Source organism: Kitasatospora sp. NPDC091207, assembly GCF_044768625.1.
Lineage (GTDB): Bacteria > Actinomycetota > Actinomycetes > Streptomycetales > Streptomycetaceae > Kitasatospora.
In genome coordinates this window covers 428,604-443,976 of the sequence record NZ_JBIVVS010000003.1, presented here as the reverse complement: position 1 = coordinate 443,976, position 15,373 = coordinate 428,604, and the positions used below count along the sequence as shown (strand labels likewise).

The window sequence follows — 15,373 nt, the reverse complement described above, 5'->3', positions numbered from 1 at the left end:
GGCGGACCCACGACCGGGATGTTCAGCGCCTCGCGGCCGCCGCCAGCCCCGCGTTGCGGGCGCGCTGGACCACCGGCGCGATGGCCCCGGCGAGCGCGGTGACGTCCTCCCGGGTGGAGGTGTGGCCGAGCGAGAACCGCAGCGAGGCGCGGGCCAGCAGCGGGTCGACGCCCATCGCCAGCAGGACGTGGCTGGGCTGCGGCACCCCCGCCGAGCAGGCCGAGCCGGTCGAGCACTCGATGCCCTGGGCGTCGAGCAGCATCAGCAGCGCGTCGCCCTCGCAGCCGGGGAAGGAGAAGTGCGCGTTGGCGGGCAGCCGGCCCTGCGCCGCCGGGTCGCCGTTGAGCACCGCGTCCGGGACGCCGGCCAGCACCGAGGCGATCAGTTCGTCCCGCAGCGCGCCGAGCACGGCCGCGTGCTCGTCCCGCCGTTCGACCGCGAGCGCCGCGGCGGTGGCGAAGCCCGCGGTGGCCGGCGCGTCGAGCGTGCCGGAGCGGACGTCGCGCTCCTGGCCGCCGCCGTGCAGCAGCGGGACGGGGGTGGCCCCGCGCGACAGCAGCAGCGCGCCGATGCCGTAGGGGCCGCCGACCTTGTGGCCGGTGACGGTGAGTGCGGTGAGCCCGGACTCCGCGAAGGAGACCGGCACCTGACCGAGCGCCTGGACCGCGTCGGCGTGCATCGGGATGCCGAACTCGGCTGCCACCGCGGCGAGTTCGGCGACCGGTTGAATGGTGCCGACCTCGTTGTTGGCCCACATCACGGTGACCAGCGCGACCGAGGCGGGGTCGCGTTCGATCGCCTCGCGCAGCGCCGCCGGGTGGACCCGGCCGTAGCCGTCCACCGGCAGGTAGTCGACCCGGGCGCCCTCGTGCTCGGAGAGCCAGTGCACCGCGTCCAGGACGGCGTGGTGCTCGACGGGGCTGCACAGCACCCGGGTCCGGGCCGGGTCGACCCCCCGCCGGGCCCAGTACAGGCCCTTGACGGCCAGGTTGTCGGACTCGGTGCCGCCGCCGGTGAGCACGATCTCGCTCGGGCGGGCGCCCAGCGACTCCGCCAGCGACTCGCGGGACTCCTCGACCACGCGGCGGGCCCGGCGGCCGGCGGCGTGCAGGGAGGAGGCGTTGCCGACGATCCCCAGGTGCGCGCTCATCGCGGCGATCGCCTCGGGCAGCATCGGCGTGGTCGCCGCATGGTCCAGGTATGGCATAACCATCCGATTGTAGAGGGCAGCCGCACGGCACTCGGGCCACCGGAGGGATCCGGGCGCCGCGCACCGCGCGCAAACGCCCCGATCCGGCCAACCGTCCGCCATCCGCCTGCCACCGGACGGCCGCTCCCCCGCCACCCGGCGGCCGCCGGACGACCCGGGTGCCCGGTGGCCAAGCCCGGACGTCCGGGGGCTCGTTGGTCTGCCGCCGGGGCGAACGGTTAGCCTGTCGGCCACTGCAATCGGCCGCACCGGACCAGGACTGGGGGCGCAATGTCGCAGTCGGTCGACCGCGCCCTCACCCTCCTCGGGTCCCTCGGCGACGGCCCGGTCACCCTCGACCAGGCCGCGACCAGCATCGGCGTGCACAAGTCCACCGCGCTGCGGCTGCTGCGCACCCTGGAGGAGCACGGCTTCGTCCACCGTCAGTCCGACCGGCGCTACCGGCTCGGCGGCCGCGTCCTCTCGCTCGCCCACCGGGCGCTGGAGGAGATCGACGTCCGCCAGATCGCGGCGCCCTACCTGGCCGCCCTCAACCGGCGCTGCGGCCTGACCGTCCAGCTCGCCGTCCTCCAGGACGGCGAGGTCCTCTACCTGGACGAGCTGGCCGGGCGCGGACCGGGCCACGACACCGCCCGGCCGACCCGGATCGGGCGGCGCGCCCCGGCGGCCGGCACCGCGATCGGCCGGGTCCTGCTGGCCGGTCTGCCCGGCGACGAGGACGACGACGACCTGCCCGTCGAGCTGGCCGCCGTCCGCCGCCAGGGCTGGGCGGCCGAGTCGGCGGAGCACCGGGAGGCGGTGGCCTGTGTGGCCGCCCCGGTGGCCGGCAGTGCCGGGCGGCCGGTCGCGGCCTGTGCGATCAGCGCCCCGACCGACCGGGTGCCGCCGGTCGAGCTGGTCCGGCTGCTGCCCGAACTGCTCTGCACCGCCGAGGCGATCTCGCTGGCGTACGGGGGCTCGCCTACTCCTCGCTGGTGCGAGAACCGTTGCGGTGCCAAGCCCGCGGTGCGCGCCAGCCGTACTTGAGGGCGAGCATCCGCAGCACGAAGGCGGTCAGCGCGGCCGCCGTGCCGGTGAGCGCGGTCAGCCGGTCGAGGCCGATCAGCAGCACCACCAGCGCCGAGCCGACCAGGGCCGGGACGGCGTAGATCTCCCGGTCCCAGCGGAGCAGCGAGGGGATCTCGCCGGCGAGCATGTCGCGCATCACACCGCCGCCGGCCGCCGTCACCATGCCGAGGGCCATCGCGGCCACCGCGCCGAGGCCGTAGTCGTGCGCCTTGGCCGTCCCGGTGACGCAGAACAGCCCGAGGCCGAGCGCGTCCAGGGTCTGCACCGCGCGGTTGATCCGCTCGACCTCGGGGTGCAGGAAGAAGACCACCAGACCGGCCACCAGCGGCGTGCTGAAGTAGCCCAGGTTGGAGAAGGCCGCCACCGGGGTGGCCCCGATGACGAGGTCCCGCATGACCCCGCCACCCAGCGCGGTCACCTCCGCCAGCACACAGATCCCGAAGATGTCCATGTTCTTGCGCACGGCCAGCAGCCCGCCGGAGAGGGCGAAGACGAAGATGCCGACCAGGTCCAGGCTCTGCTGCACGTGGGAGGGGAAGATCTGCGATGTCACCGGACAACTATGGACCCACCGGACACCGCGGTCCGCCGAACGTCACGCGCACGCCGTCCGCCGTCACATTCGGCGACCTCGGCCATCCGGCCGCCACCTGCCGAAGCACCCCCGAAGCACCCCCGAAGCATTCCCGGCGCACCCCCCGCCACGTGCGGGGGCGCGGCCGCCGCCCGGAGGCAGCGGCCGCGCCCGCGCGGCACCGGGGGTGTCCGTCACGCCGTGGCGGGCACCTCGCCGTGCTCCGGGAAGTGGCAGGCCACCTGGTGGCCGGCCTTCGCCGCGACGAGCGGCGGCTCCTGGGCCGCGCAGATGTCCTGGGCCTTCCAGCAGCGGGTGCGGAACCGGCAGCCGGACGGCGGGTTGATCGGGGAGGGCACGTCGCCCTTGAGCAGGATCCGCTCGCGCCCGCCCTGTTGCCGGCGGCGCGGGTCGGGCACCGGCACCGCGGACATCAGCGCGGTGGTGTACGGGTGCATCGGGGCCGCGTAGAGCGAGTCCCGGTCGGCGATCTCGACGACCTTGCCGAGGTACATCACCGCGACCCGGTCCGAGACGTGCCGGACCACCGACAGGTCGTGCGCGATGATCAGGTAGGTCAGGCCCAGCTCGCGCTGGAGGTCGTCCAGCAGGTTGACCACCTGCGCCTGGATGGAGACGTCGAGCGCCGAGACCGGCTCGTCCGCGACGACCATCTTGGGCCGCAGGGCGAGCGCCCGGGCGATGCCGATGCGCTGGCGCTGGCCGCCGGAGAACTCGTGCGGGTAGCGGTTGTAGTGCTCGGGGCTGAGCCCGCACAGCTCCAGCAGTTCCTGGACGGCCTTCTTGACCCCGCCCTCGGTCTGCACCTTCTGCAGCCGGAACGGCGCGCCGACGATGGTGCCGACGGTGTGCCGGGGGTTCAGCGAGGAGTACGGGTCCTGGAAGATCATCTGGATGTCGCGGCGGAGCGGCCGCATCGCACCCGCCCCCAGGTGGGTGATGTCCCGGCCCTCGAACTCGATCTTCCCGGCGGTGGGTTCGTCGAGGCGGGTGACCAGCCGGCCCATCGTCGACTTGCCGCAGCCGGACTCGCCGACGACGCCCAGGGTCTCCCCCGCGTTGACCGTGAAGTCGATGCCGTCGACGGCCCGCACCGCACCGGTGTTGCGGCGCAGCAGGCCCCCCTTGATCGGGAAGTGCCGGGTCAGACCGGTCACCCGGAGCAGCGGCTCGCGGTCGGTGGCGGGTGCGGGCGCGGGCGCGGGCACCTTCTTCGTGGGCTCGGGGGCCGCCGCCTGAGTGTCCGTCATCGGTTCTCTCCAGAATGGTGGTACGAAACCGGGCTCACAGCCGGGGCGCGATCTCTTCGGTGAAGATGCGGTTCCGGTCGGCGGCGGCGAGGTGGCAGGCCGCGTGGTGCCCGGGTGCCGCCTCGGTCAGGACGGGGATCTCGCCGGCCGAGCGCCCACCGGTCAGGTCGGCGTACGGGCAGCGCGGGTGGAAGGCACAGCCGGACGGCACGTTGATCAGACTGGGCGGGGTGCCCTTCACCGGGACGAGCCGCTCCTGGAGCTCACGGTCGAGACGCGGCATCGATCCCAGCAGGCCCCAGGTGTAGGGGTGTTGGGGCGCGTCGAAGAGGCTGTCGGCGGGGCCGCGCTCGATGCACTTGCCGCCGTACATGACCAGGATGTCGTCGGCGAGCTCGGCGACCACCCCGAGGTCGTGGGTGATGACGATGACGGCCGAGCCGAACTCCTGCTGCAGGTCGCGGATGAGGTCCAGGATCTGCGCCTGGACGGTGACGTCCAGCGCGGTGGTGGGCTCGTCGGCGATCAGCAGCGAGGGGTCGTTGACCAGGGCCATCGCGATCATCGCGCGCTGGCGCATGCCCCCCGAGAACTGGTGCGGGTAGTCGTCCACCCGGCGGTCGGGCTGCGGGATGCCGACCCGGTCGAGCATCTCGACCGCGCGGGCCCGGGCCTGCTTCTTGGTGGCCTGCGGGTGGTGCACCCGGTAGGCCTCGACGATCTGCGCCCCGACGGAGTAGTAGGGGTGCATCGCGGTGAGCGGGTCCTGGAAGATCATCGCCATCTGGTGGCCGCGCAGTTGGCGGACCCGCTCGGGGCCGGCCGCGACCAGCTCCTCGCCGTCCAGGTGGATCTCGCCGCTGATCCGGGCCCGCTTGGAGCGGTGCAGGCCCATGATGCCGAGCGAGGTGACGGACTTGCCGGAGCCGGACTCGCCGACGATCCCGAGGGTCTTCCCCTTGTGCAGGTCGAAGCTGACCCCGTCGACCGAGCGGACCAGGCCGTCGTCGGTGTCGAAGTGGATCCGCAGGTCCCGCACCGACAGGAACGGGTCCCCGGTCGGGGAGGTCACCGGCGCCGGGGTCTTCTGGAGCTCGGTCACGACAGCCTCACTCGGGGGTCGACAGCGGCGTACAGGAGGTCAACCACGAGGTTGCAGAGGACGATGAAGAAGGCGGCGAGCAGCGTGACGCCGAGGATCTTCGGCAGGTCGTTGTCGGCGATCGCCGAGACCGCGAAGGCACCGACGCCCTGGAGCGAGAACACCTGCTCGGTGATCAGCGCACCGCCGAGCAGCAGGCCGAGGTCCATGCCGAAGATGGTGACGACCGGGGTGAGCGCGGAGCGCAGCCCGTGCTTGACGACCACCTTGCGCTCGACCAGGCCCTTGGCCCGGGCGGTGCGGATGTAGTCCTCGCTCATCGTCTCCAGCATCCCGGCGCGGGTGAGCCGGGCGTAGAGCGCGGAGTAGAGGAAGGCCAGCGAGATCCACGGGAGGATCAGGTTGCGGGCCCACATCAGCGGGTCGTCGGTGAAGTTGACGTACTGGAGGTTGTCCAGGATCGGCCACTCGTAGCTGAAGAGCGTGAGCAGCAGGGCGCCGGTGAAGAAGACCGGCAGCGAGACGCCGGCCAGGGCGATGCCCATCGACAGCCGGTCGAAGATCGACTTCGGCTTGAGCGCGGAGATCACGCCGGTGGTCACGCCGGAGACCAGCCAGAGCACGGCCGCGCCGATGGCCAGCGAGAGGGTGACCGGGATGCGCTTGGTCAGCTCGGGCCAGACCTCAAGGTGGTTCTTGAAGGAGTAGCCGAAGCAGGGCACGTGGCAGGTGGCGGCGTCCGGGCCGAACTTGTACTCGGCCCCGGAGACCAGCGCCTTCAGGAAGCGCCCGTACTGGACGTAGACGGGCTGGTCGAACCCGAGGTTCTTCTTGATCGCCGCGACCGCTTCGGGGGACGGGTTCTTCCCGATGTACTGGGTGGCCAGCTGGTCGGTCGTCTCGCCGGCCAGGCGCGGCAGCAGGAAGAAGATCGCGAAGGTGACAGCGCTGACCACCAGCAGCAGCACCACGGCCGCGAGCGTCCTGCGGAGGATGTAGGCAAACACAGTTGGGCGGCTCCGGCGGCCCGCCGCCGTCCGGGATCTTCCGGACGGCGGCGGGCGCCGCTGCCTTCACCTGCCTTCAGGGATGCGGAGCCAGGCTCTTACTTGGTCGTACCGATGTTCAGGTAGTCGTACTCACCCGAGAAGGCCGAGGTGGAGACGACGTTGGTGGCGGTGTCCGAGCGGTACAGGAACACCTTGAAGTAGGTCAGCGGGACGTAGACCGCCTGCTCCATGACCTTCTTGTCGATGTCCGCGTAGATCTTCTCGCGGGCCGCCTTGTCGGTGTTGACCGCGGCGTCGTCGATCAGCTTGTTGATCGCCGGGTCGTTCAACGAGGCCAGGTTGCTGTTACCGGCCTCCTTGATGGCGCGGCCGTCGACGATCTGCTGCAGGAAGCCGTAGCCGGTCGGCCAGTCGGCGCCCCACTGCATCATCATCAGGCCGATGTTCTTCTCCTTGTTCTTCGCCGGCACGCCGACGTTGTCGGAGAGGTACTTGCCCTGCGGGAACTGCTGGATCTCGGCGTTGATGCCGACCTTCTTCAGCGCGGCCTGGATCGAGGTCGCGGCGGCGATCTCGGTGGCGCGCTCGGTGCGGGCGCTCAGGACGGTCGAGAAGCCGCCCTCCTTGCCGCAGGCCTTGAGGGCTTCCTTGGCCTTGGCCTCGTCGCCCTTGTTGTCCTTGGTCTCGTACAGGTTGATGTCCTGGTGGCCCGGGATGTCCGCCGGGAGCACCGAGTTGGCGATCTGGCCGCGGATCGGGCCGCCGACCGCGGTCTGCACCGAGACCTTGTCGATCGCGTACTGGACGGCCTTGCGGCACTCGATGTTGTCGAACGGCGCGACCTGGCTGTCGATCGCGGTGTAGACCAGGCGGCCGCCGTACGCGTTGTCCGTCTTGGCCTTGAGCTTCGGGTTCTGCAGGATCTGGGCCTGGGTCTGCGGGTCGACGCCGCCGCCGACGAGGTCCACCTGGGCGTTGCCGGCCAGCAGGTCCTTGTCGATGGTGGACTGCTCGATGTTCATCTTGAGCTGGATCTTGTCCGCGAGCTGCTTGCGGATCGGGTCGGTCGCCTTGTCCCAGTTGGTGTTCGGCACCAGCGTGAGCTGCTTGCCGTCCTCGTAGGACTCGAACTTGTACGAGCCCGAGGCCATCGGGTGCTTGACGTAGTCGGCGCCCTTGTCCTTGTCCTTCGGGACCGGCACGGTCTGCGGGGCCGAGACCAGGTAGTCGAAGTCCGCGAAGGCGTGCTTCAGGTGGAAGACGACGGTGAGGTCGTCCGGCGTCTCGATCGACTTCAGGTCACCGGAGGTGTCCTTGTAGGGACCGGCGTACGGGGTCGGGTTGTCGACCAGGAGGTCCTTGAAGTACGTCGGGCCGTTGGAGAACACGTCCTGCGCGAAGTTGGAGCGCTCCACCGCGTACTTCACGTCCTTGGACGTGATCGCGGTGCCGTCCTCGTACTTGAGGCCCGCGCGCAGCTTGTACGTCCAGGTCAGGCCGTCGGCGCTGGGCTGGCCCAGGGACTCGGCGAGGTCCGGGACCAGCTTGTTGCCCTCGTCGCCGGGGCCCGGCGCGAAGGTGGTCAGCGGACGCCCGTACAGGCGCGAGAAGTTGTAGATGTACGCGTAGTACGTGTTGCCCGGGTCCAGCGAGTCCGGGGTGCCCTTCATCTCGTAGGTGACCGTCCCGCCCTTCTTGTCCGAGGCGTTGACGATGCCCTTGGTGGCCGCGTCGGCGCCGCCGCCGGGCGCGGCGGAGGACGAGCCGTCCCCGCTCTTGGAGGAACCGGAGGAACACCCGGTGACGACCAGGACCGCGGCAGCGGCCGCGGCGGTCAGCGCGACGGTACGGGACCTACGCATGGTGGGATCAACCCCTTGAGGAAGTGGTGGCGGATCGGAGGGTCCTGACGGATTGTCAGTTGCTCTTGGGATCGAGGGCGTCACGCAGCCCGTCGCCGAGCAGGTTGAAGGCGAGCACCGTGAGGAAGATCGCCATACCGGGGACCACCATGTACTGGGGGTCCACCTGGTAGTACTTGATCGCGTCGTTGAGCATCCCGCCCCAGGAGGCCTGCGGGGCCTGGATGCCGACGCCGAGGAAGCTGAGGCCCGCCTCGAAGAGGATGTTGGTCGGGATCAGCAGGGTCGAGTAGACCAGGATCGGACCGACCAGGTTGGGCAGCAGTTCCTTGAACAGGATGAACGGCCCCCGGGCGCCCAGACTGCGGGCGGCGTAGACGAACTCGCGCTCGCGCAGCGAGAGGGTCTGTCCACGCACGATCCGGCCCATGTAGGGCCAGTTGAAGAAGCCGATCACGAAGATCAGGACCCCGATGTGCAACGGGAGGCCGTGCAGGCCGAACGCGCCGCCCTGGAGCGAGGCGGAGATCGCGATGGCGAAGAGCAGCAGCGGGAACGCCAGGAAGACGTCCATCACCCGGCTGATCAGGGCGTCCACCCAGCCGCCGTAGTAGCCGGCCATGACGCCGAGCACGGTGCCGAGGGTGTTGGAGAGCAGGGTCGCCCCGAAGGCGACGAGCAGCGAGACCCAGGAGCCCTCGATGACCCGGGCGAGCAGGTCACGGCCCTGCAGCGGGTCCACGCCGAGCGGGTGGTCGGCGCTCATGCCACCCCAGTCCCCGAACGGCAGGCCGCCGAGGTTGGCGTCCAGGAGGTCCTGGTTGAGCGCGTCGGGATCCAGGCCGAACGCCGACTCGATCGGCTTGGCCAGCACGGCGAGCAGGATGAGCAGGATCACCACGACGCCGCCGGCGACGGCGGCCTTGTCCCGCTTGAAGCGGGTCCAGGCGATCTGGCCGAGCGAGCGGCCCTCGATCTTCTTGGCCGGGCTCGCGGTGGCGGCTGCCTCCGGCGTGCTCCCGGCGGTCTTGATGGGTGCGGTCATGGTCAGTTCGGTCCCCTCGCCGACGGTGGCCGGCCCACGGGTGCCGGTCGCCGGTTCGGCGGTACGGCTGGTGCGGACGTGCGGAGGTACAGGTGCGAGTGTTCAGCGGTGCGACGTGCTCGGGTACTGCGGCCGCGCGGGATGGGCATCGCGAGGCTCAAGCGGTCCGCGTGCGCGTTCACCTTCGTGGGGCTCCAAGTACGCGCGGTGCGTTGCGCAGAACTCTCTGCCATCCGAACTGGCTTACGCCAGCCCTGACAACCGAGAGATGCCCAACTGTGATCTGTTGGCATGCACCCCCGAATCCTCGGCATATCGCTCTTCACATAGCTGTTACATGCATGTCAAGAGGCTGCGCAGAACCAGCCGGAAATCCGCCCGGAAAACACCAGGTCCGGCTTGACGAATCGTCAAGCCGGACCTGGTGAAGGCTTTTGGGCGCATGTACCCGAACTACCCGTTGTCGCGCCGTGAACACCCGAACTGCCCGTCCTCACGACCGGCGTCCGAAGTGCCCGTAGTTGTGACACGAACGCCCGAAGTGCCCACGATTGCGACCCGAACACCCGAACGCCCGGACTGCCCGTAGTCGTACCGCGAACGCCCGAAGCGCCCGCGGTCGCGCCGGGGCGTCCGATCGCCGCGCCGGGGCGTCCGATCCGCGCGCCGGGTCAGCTCCCCGGGTCAGCGCCCCGGGTAACCGGGCCACGGCTGCTGGGGCGGCGGCTGCTGCCCCGGCCACCCCGGACCGGGCGGCTGGGTGCCGTAGCCGTACGCCGGCCCCGTCTGGGAGGCGTACGGCGGCGGCGGCACCGGCGGGTACGGCGCCGCCTGCGAACGGCCGTGGCCGCCCGCCTCGCGGTCGTAGAACGGCCGCGCGTTGGCCCGCATCCAGAGCGCCACCGGGTCGTACTCGTCCCCCATGGCCACCGTGGACACCGCCAGGCCCTCCGGCGCGACCGCGATCGCGCGCTGCATCAGCGCCCGGACGGCCTCCACCGTAGGTGGCGAACTCTCGTACAGCTCCAGGCCGATGGCCAGGTAGGGCTCCCCCACGGAGGGCTGCACCCAGGCCCGGCGCAGCGCCTTGACCGCCCGCACCTCGACCGCCTGGCGCTCCAGCAGCGCGAAGAACTGCTGGGCCGGCAGCTGCGGTTCGCTCAGCTTCAACGGGCCGGCCGGCAGCCGGTCCAGGCCGGCCGCGATCCGCCGCAGGTCCGCCCAGGGCACCCCGACGCCGCCGCCGGGGGCGTGCGGGTTCAGCCAGAGGCCCCAGCGGGTGCGATAGAGCGAGGCGGCGATCTCGCGCCCCGAGATCACCTCGTGCGCCCGCGCCCAACCGGACGCCGCCAGCTGCTCGGGCGAGGTGACGGCCGGCGCGTAGCCGTGGCCGCTGATCTCCATGTTCCCGTACTGGGCGTCCGCGCTGCCCGGCGTCCCGTGCCAGAGCAGCATCCAGACCTGCCCCGCGGCCAGCGCGTGCAGCAACGCCTCGTACGCCTCCCAGCGTTCCGGCGCGACCTCGCGCAGGGCGTGCTCCAGCGCTCTCGGATCCGCTCCGGGGCGCCCGGCGGGTGCCTGGCCCCAGGGCCCCGGTGCACCGCCCGCTACCGCTCCCGCACTCATGCGCCCACCTCGCTGCGCCTCTTCTTCTCTCACCTGCCGCCGGCCCGGCGGTCATCTGCAGGCACCCTATGGGGCGCCACCCACCACCGCCACGCCGACGTGCCCGGCTGTGCCCTCCGACCCGCTGCCGGGCGGGGCGGAACGCGTCACATCCGGGTGTAGAACGGCTGTACCCGGTTGAGCAACCACTCGACCACGGGATCGTCCGCGAGGTCGAGCAGTACGAGGTGGACGCCGCCGGGCAGCGGGGCGGTTCCCAGCGCGCGGCCCAGGGCCTCGTTCACGGCGGCCGGCTCGGCCGGGCCCACCGGGTCGAGCTGGACGCCGACGAACATCACCGTCGGCTCGCCCTCGACGCTGGCCAGCGCCCGCCTGGCGGTCAGGACGCCGGGCAGGGCGGACAGTTCGTACCGGCAGGCGGCCAGGAAGGCCTCCGGGTCCTCGCCCGGTACCGGCTCGCGCAGCGCCACCCGGCCGCCGGTCGCCGCCTCCGGGGCCTCCCAGCGGTCCTCGCGCGGCCCGCGCCGCAGCTCCGCGACGCCCTGCGGCGGCACCGGGATGCCCACCGGCGCGTCCGGGTTCACCGCGATGCCGACCCCCAGCGGCAGCCCGCGGGCGAACTCCCAGGCCGGTGCGACCGCGAAGGCCATCCCGGGCACCTGCTGCAGGAACACCTCCTGCGAGGAGAAGACCGGGACGTAGGGGTCGCCGGCCAGCTCGATGACCGGCAGGTCCAACGCCTGCCCCTGGGGGTCGCCGCCGGCCGGCAGCGGGATCCACACCTGGCTGCGGGCCAGCACCTCGATCACCCGGGGGGTCGCGCCCGGATCGCCGAGCGCGGCGGTGAGCACCTGCTCCAGCTCGTTCGCGGGCCATCCGCCGCCCGGCGGCGCCGCCTCCGGGCCGCCCCACCCCTGCTGCTGCTCCACCGGGTACCCCATGTGCCGCTGTACCGCCCTCTGCTCGCCGACGCCGAGCAGCCTAGCGGGCCCGCGCGCGGAGCCGCGGCGCGCGCCGGTGCCCGGCCCCGGGCACGGGGCGGGGGTGGGGACGAGGGCTGGGACGGGGCCGGCCCGGGGCGGCCGCGGAGGCGCCCGGGCCCGGCGGCGGGGGCGGCGGCGGGGCCGCCCGACGGACCGGTCGAAGGCCAGGCGCGGGGCCCCTCTCCCGTCTTCCGCCGGGACGTGCCATGATGTCCGCGTCTCGGCGTATTCCCACCGGGGCCCTAACTCCATACCGGCCGCTCGAACCCGCGCGGGAGAGTCCGGAGTGCCCCGAGAGGCGGCACAGCCGGCGCCGAAGGAGCAAGTCCTCCCCGGAATCTCTCAGGCCCCCCTACCGCACGGGTTAGGCATTTCTGGAAAGCGGCGCACGGCCCTGTCGCGCGCCCACCCACGGTGCAAGCCGCCATGCTGTCCTGTTAGCGCTGTCAAGCGCGCGGGTCCGTGTGCGGTGAAGCTCTCAGGTACGACGACAGATGGGGAGACCCAGCCGCCGCATGCCCGCGCGCAGGCTCGGTCCCCGAGCGGGACCGGTCCGGCGTGCGCACACCTGAGTGCCCAGACCGAGGAGTTCCAGGCCATGTCGTCCCTCCGCCTCACCGCGCTCGACGCGCAGCACCGCGCCCTCGGCGCGACCATGACCGACTTCGCCGGCTGGGACATGCCGCTGCGTTACGGCAGCGAGCGCGAGGAGCACCTCGCCGTCCGCACCAAGGCCGGTCTGTTCGACCTCTCCCACATGGGCGAGATCACCGTGACCGGCCCGCAGGCCGGCGCGATGCTGGACCACGCGCTGGTCGGCTTCGTCTCCGCGCTCGGCGAGCTGCGCGCCCGCTACACCATGATCTGTGCCGAGGACGGCGGCATCCTGGACGACCTGATCGTCTACCGCCTGCGCGAGGACGCCTTCCTGGTCGTCGCCAACGCCTCCAACGCCCAGTTGGTGCTGGACGAGCTGATCGCCCGCGCCAAGGGCTTCGACGCCGTCGTCACGGACGACCGCGACACCTACTCGCTGATCGCCGTCCAGGGCCCGGAGGCCACCGCGATCCTGGCCGACACCACCGGGGCCGACCTGCCCGGCCTGAAGTACTACGCGATCCTCCCGGCCCAGGTGGCCGGCCGCGACGTGCTGCTCGCCCGCACCGGTTACACCGGCGAGGACGGCTTCGAGATCTTCTGCAACCCGGGCGACGCCGCGCACATCTGGACCGCGCTGACCGAGGCCGGCACCGGGCGCGGGCTCGTCCCCTGCGGCCTGTCCTGCCGCGACACGCTGCGCCTGGAGGCCGGCATGCCGCTCTACGGGCACGAGCTCTCCACCGACCTGACCCCGTTCGACGCCGGCCTCGGCCGGGTGGTCCGCTTCGACAAGACCACCAACGAGGGCGCGTTCGTCGGCCGCAAGGCCCTGGAGCAGGCCGCCGCCGCGGCCGAGGCCAACCCGCCGCGGGTGCTGGTCGGCCTGGTGTCCGAGGGCAAGCGCGTCCCGCGCGCCGAGTACACCGTGGTGACCACCGACGGCGAGCCGATCGGCCGGATCACCTCGGGCGCGCCCTCCCCCACCCTGGGCAAGCCGATCGCCATCGCCTACGTGGACGCGGCGCACGCCGCCCCGGGCACCACCGTCGCGGTGGACGTGCGCGGCAAGCACGAGCCGGTGCAGGTCGTGGCGCTGCCGTTCTACAAGCGCGCCCGCTGAGGCCCGCTCTTCCCGAAGATCCACGTCGAAGCCGTCCGTCCGGCGGCCCGCTTCGTCGTACCCGCTTCCCATCCTGGAGAATGACGCCATGAGCAACCCCCAGCACCTGCAGTACACCAAGGAGCACGAGTGGCTGACCGCCGCCGAGGACGGTGTCTCCACGGTCGGCATCACCGCCCACGCGGCCGACGCCCTCGGTGACATCGTCTACGTGCAGCTGCCCTCCGTGGGCGACACCGTGACCGCGGGTGAGACCTGTGGCGAGCTCGAGTCCACCAAGTCGGTCAGCGACCTGTACTCGCCGGTCACCGGCGAGATAGTCGAGGTCAACCAGGACGTCCTGGACGACAACTCGCTGGTCAACAGCGCCCCCTTCGAGGGCGGCTGGCTGTTCAAGGTGCGCGTCGAGGCCACCGACGAGCTGCTGAGCGCCGACGAGTACAACGCCCTCACCAACCCGGCCTGAGCCGGCCGTTCGGGGTGGCCGCAGCGCGGCGGCCGCCCCGGCCACCGGGCCGCCCCCGCCCTCCCGTCGCCCACCGCCACCCCGCACCGGGGCGCGCCACGCGCGGCACCTCCTTCTCTCCTCCCGGGAAGACCACACCATGACGGTTCTCAACCAGTCCCTGCACTCGCTCGACCCTGAGATCGCCGCCGCGGTCGACGCCGAGCTGCACCGCCAGCAGACCACCCTGGAAATGATCGCCTCCGAGAACTTCGCCCCGGTGGCGGTCATGGAGGCCCAGGGCTCGGTGCTGACCAACAAGTACGCCGAGGGGTACCCCGGCCGTCGTTACTACGGTGGCTGCGAGCACGTCGACGTGGTCGAGCAGATCGCGATCGACCGGGTCAAGGCCCTGTTCGGCGCCGAGCACGCCAACGTCCAGCCGCACTCCGGCGCGCAGGCCAACGCCGCCGCGATGTTCGCGCTGATCCAGCCGGGCGACACCATCCTGGGGCTGAGCCTGGCCCACGGCGGTCACCTGACCCACGGCATGAAGATCAACTTCTCCGGCAAGCTCTACAACGTGGCCGCGTACCACGTGGACGACAAGACCGGCCAGGTCGACATGGCCGAGGTCGAGCGCCTCGCCAAGGAGCACCAGCCGAAGCTGATCATCGCCGGCTGGTCCGCCTACCCGCGCCAGCTGGACTTCGCCGCGTTCCGCCGGATCGCCGACGAGGTCGGTGCCCTGCTGATGGTCGACATGGCGCACTTCGCCGGCCTGGTCGCCGCGGGCCTGCACCCCAACCCGGTGCCGTACGCGGACGTGGTCACCACCACCACCCACAAGACCCTGGGCGGCCCGCGCGGCGGCGTCATCCTCTCCAAGGCCGAGTGGGCGAAGAAGATCAACTCCGCGGTCTTCCCCGGCCAGCAGGGCGGCCCGCTGGAGCACGTGATCGCCGGCAAGGCCGTCGCCTTCAAGGTCGCCGCCTCGGAGGAGTTCAAGGAGCGCCAGCAGCGCACCCTGGACGGCGCCCGGATCCTCGCCGAGCGGCTGCTCCAGGCCGACGTGGCCGAGGCCGGCGCCTCGGTGCTGTCCGGCGGCACCGACGTCCACCTGGTCCTGGTCGACCTGCGCAACAGCCAGCTCGACGGCCAGCAGGCCGAGGACCGGCTGCACGAGGTCGGCATCACGGTCAACCGCAACGCCATCCCGAACGACCCGCGCCCGCCGATGGTCACCTCCGGCCTGCGCATCGGCACCCCGGCCCTGGCCACCCGCGGCTTCCAGGCCGAGGACTTCCGCGAGGTCGCCGACATCATCGCCGAGGCGCTCAAGCCCGCCTTCGACGAGACCGTCGCCGCCGCGCTGAAGGCCCGGGTCTCCGCCCTCGCCGAGAAGTACCCGCTCTACCCGAACCTGTGATTCGGCTGTAGGTGACCGGCCTCACCCT

The 15,373-nt window shown here is 71.9% G+C and carries 13 protein-coding genes and 1 riboswitch; of the genes, 4 read left to right on the top strand and 9 right to left on the bottom strand.

Annotated elements, in window-relative coordinates:
* Positions 1-22 precede the first annotated feature (22 nt).
* Positions 23-1,207 carry a cysteine desulfurase family protein gene (locus ACIQTO_RS09540; RefSeq protein ID WP_402385142.1) on the bottom strand — a complete coding sequence of 395 codons (1,185 nt, stop codon included), beginning with the start codon at positions 1,205-1,207 and terminating at the stop codon, positions 23-25.
* Between the two features lie 273 nt (positions 1,208-1,480).
* Between ACIQTO_RS09540 and ACIQTO_RS09535 the strand changes: the two genes are divergently transcribed.
* On the top strand, positions 1,481-2,236 hold the full coding sequence (locus ACIQTO_RS09535; protein WP_402385139.1) for an IclR family transcriptional regulator: 756 nt from the start codon (positions 1,481-1,483) through the stop codon (positions 2,234-2,236).
* Here the strand turns inward: ACIQTO_RS09535 and ACIQTO_RS09530 are convergent.
* The 8 genes from ACIQTO_RS09530 to ACIQTO_RS09495 all read right to left on the bottom strand — a co-directional run bounded on the left by ACIQTO_RS09530 (position 2,172) and on the right by ACIQTO_RS09495 (position 11,697).
* Positions 2,172-2,831 (bottom strand): trimeric intracellular cation channel family protein, encoded by a 660-nt coding sequence (locus tag ACIQTO_RS09530; RefSeq protein WP_402385136.1) that lies wholly within the window; start codon positions 2,829-2,831, stop codon positions 2,172-2,174. The genes ACIQTO_RS09535 and ACIQTO_RS09530 overlap by 65 nt on opposite strands.
* A 215-nt stretch (positions 2,832-3,046) precedes the next feature.
* Positions 3,047-4,123: an ABC transporter ATP-binding protein gene (locus ACIQTO_RS09525; RefSeq protein WP_402385134.1), complete on the bottom strand. Its 1,077-nt coding sequence runs from the start codon at positions 4,121-4,123 to the stop codon at positions 3,047-3,049.
* Between the two features lie 34 nt (positions 4,124-4,157).
* Positions 4,158-5,225, bottom strand: a complete 1,068-nt coding sequence (locus tag ACIQTO_RS09520) for an ABC transporter ATP-binding protein (protein ID WP_402385131.1) — start codon at positions 5,223-5,225, stop codon at positions 4,158-4,160.
* Positions 5,222-6,232 (bottom strand): ABC transporter permease, encoded by a 1,011-nt coding sequence (locus tag ACIQTO_RS09515; RefSeq protein ID WP_380577286.1) that lies wholly within the window; start codon positions 6,230-6,232, stop codon positions 5,222-5,224. The genes ACIQTO_RS09520 and ACIQTO_RS09515 overlap by 4 nt, the downstream gene beginning before the upstream one ends.
* A gap of 98 nt (positions 6,233-6,330) precedes the next feature.
* Positions 6,331-8,097 (bottom strand): ABC transporter substrate-binding protein, encoded by a 1,767-nt coding sequence (locus tag ACIQTO_RS09510; RefSeq protein ID WP_402385128.1) that lies wholly within the window; start codon positions 8,095-8,097, stop codon positions 6,331-6,333.
* Positions 8,098-8,152: 55 nt separating this feature from the next.
* The gene (locus ACIQTO_RS09505) at positions 8,153-9,142 is read right to left on the bottom strand and encodes an ABC transporter permease (protein ID WP_380577289.1); all 990 of its coding nucleotides are present in this window, start codon (positions 9,140-9,142) and stop codon (positions 8,153-8,155) included.
* Between the two features lie 684 nt (positions 9,143-9,826).
* Positions 9,827-10,768: an enhanced serine sensitivity protein SseB C-terminal domain-containing protein gene (locus tag ACIQTO_RS09500; RefSeq protein ID WP_360638299.1), complete on the bottom strand. Its 942-nt coding sequence runs from the start codon at positions 10,766-10,768 to the stop codon at positions 9,827-9,829.
* Positions 10,769-10,914: 146 nt separating this feature from the next.
* The gene (locus tag ACIQTO_RS09495; protein ID WP_402385125.1) at positions 10,915-11,697 is read right to left on the bottom strand and encodes an enhanced serine sensitivity protein SseB; all 783 of its coding nucleotides are present in this window, start codon (positions 11,695-11,697) and stop codon (positions 10,915-10,917) included.
* A gap of 316 nt (positions 11,698-12,013) precedes the next feature.
* A riboswitch (glycine riboswitch) is annotated at positions 12,014-12,119 on the top strand.
* 230 nt (positions 12,120-12,349) lie between these two features.
* Between ACIQTO_RS09495 and gcvT the strand changes: the two genes are divergently transcribed.
* From gcvT to glyA, 3 genes are all read left to right on the top strand, one after another.
* Positions 12,350-13,471, top strand: coding sequence for a glycine cleavage system aminomethyltransferase GcvT (gene gcvT / locus ACIQTO_RS09490; protein ID WP_402385122.1), 1,122 nt, complete (start codon positions 12,350-12,352; stop codon positions 13,469-13,471).
* 88 nt (positions 13,472-13,559) lie between these two features.
* Positions 13,560-13,937 carry a glycine cleavage system protein GcvH gene (gcvH, locus tag ACIQTO_RS09485; protein WP_402385119.1) on the top strand — a complete coding sequence of 126 codons (378 nt, stop codon included), beginning with the start codon at positions 13,560-13,562 and terminating at the stop codon, positions 13,935-13,937.
* 139 nt (positions 13,938-14,076) lie between these two features.
* Positions 14,077-15,345, top strand: a complete 1,269-nt coding sequence (glyA, locus tag ACIQTO_RS09480) for a serine hydroxymethyltransferase (protein WP_402385116.1) — start codon at positions 14,077-14,079, stop codon at positions 15,343-15,345.
* Positions 15,346-15,373: the final 28 nt, after the last annotated feature.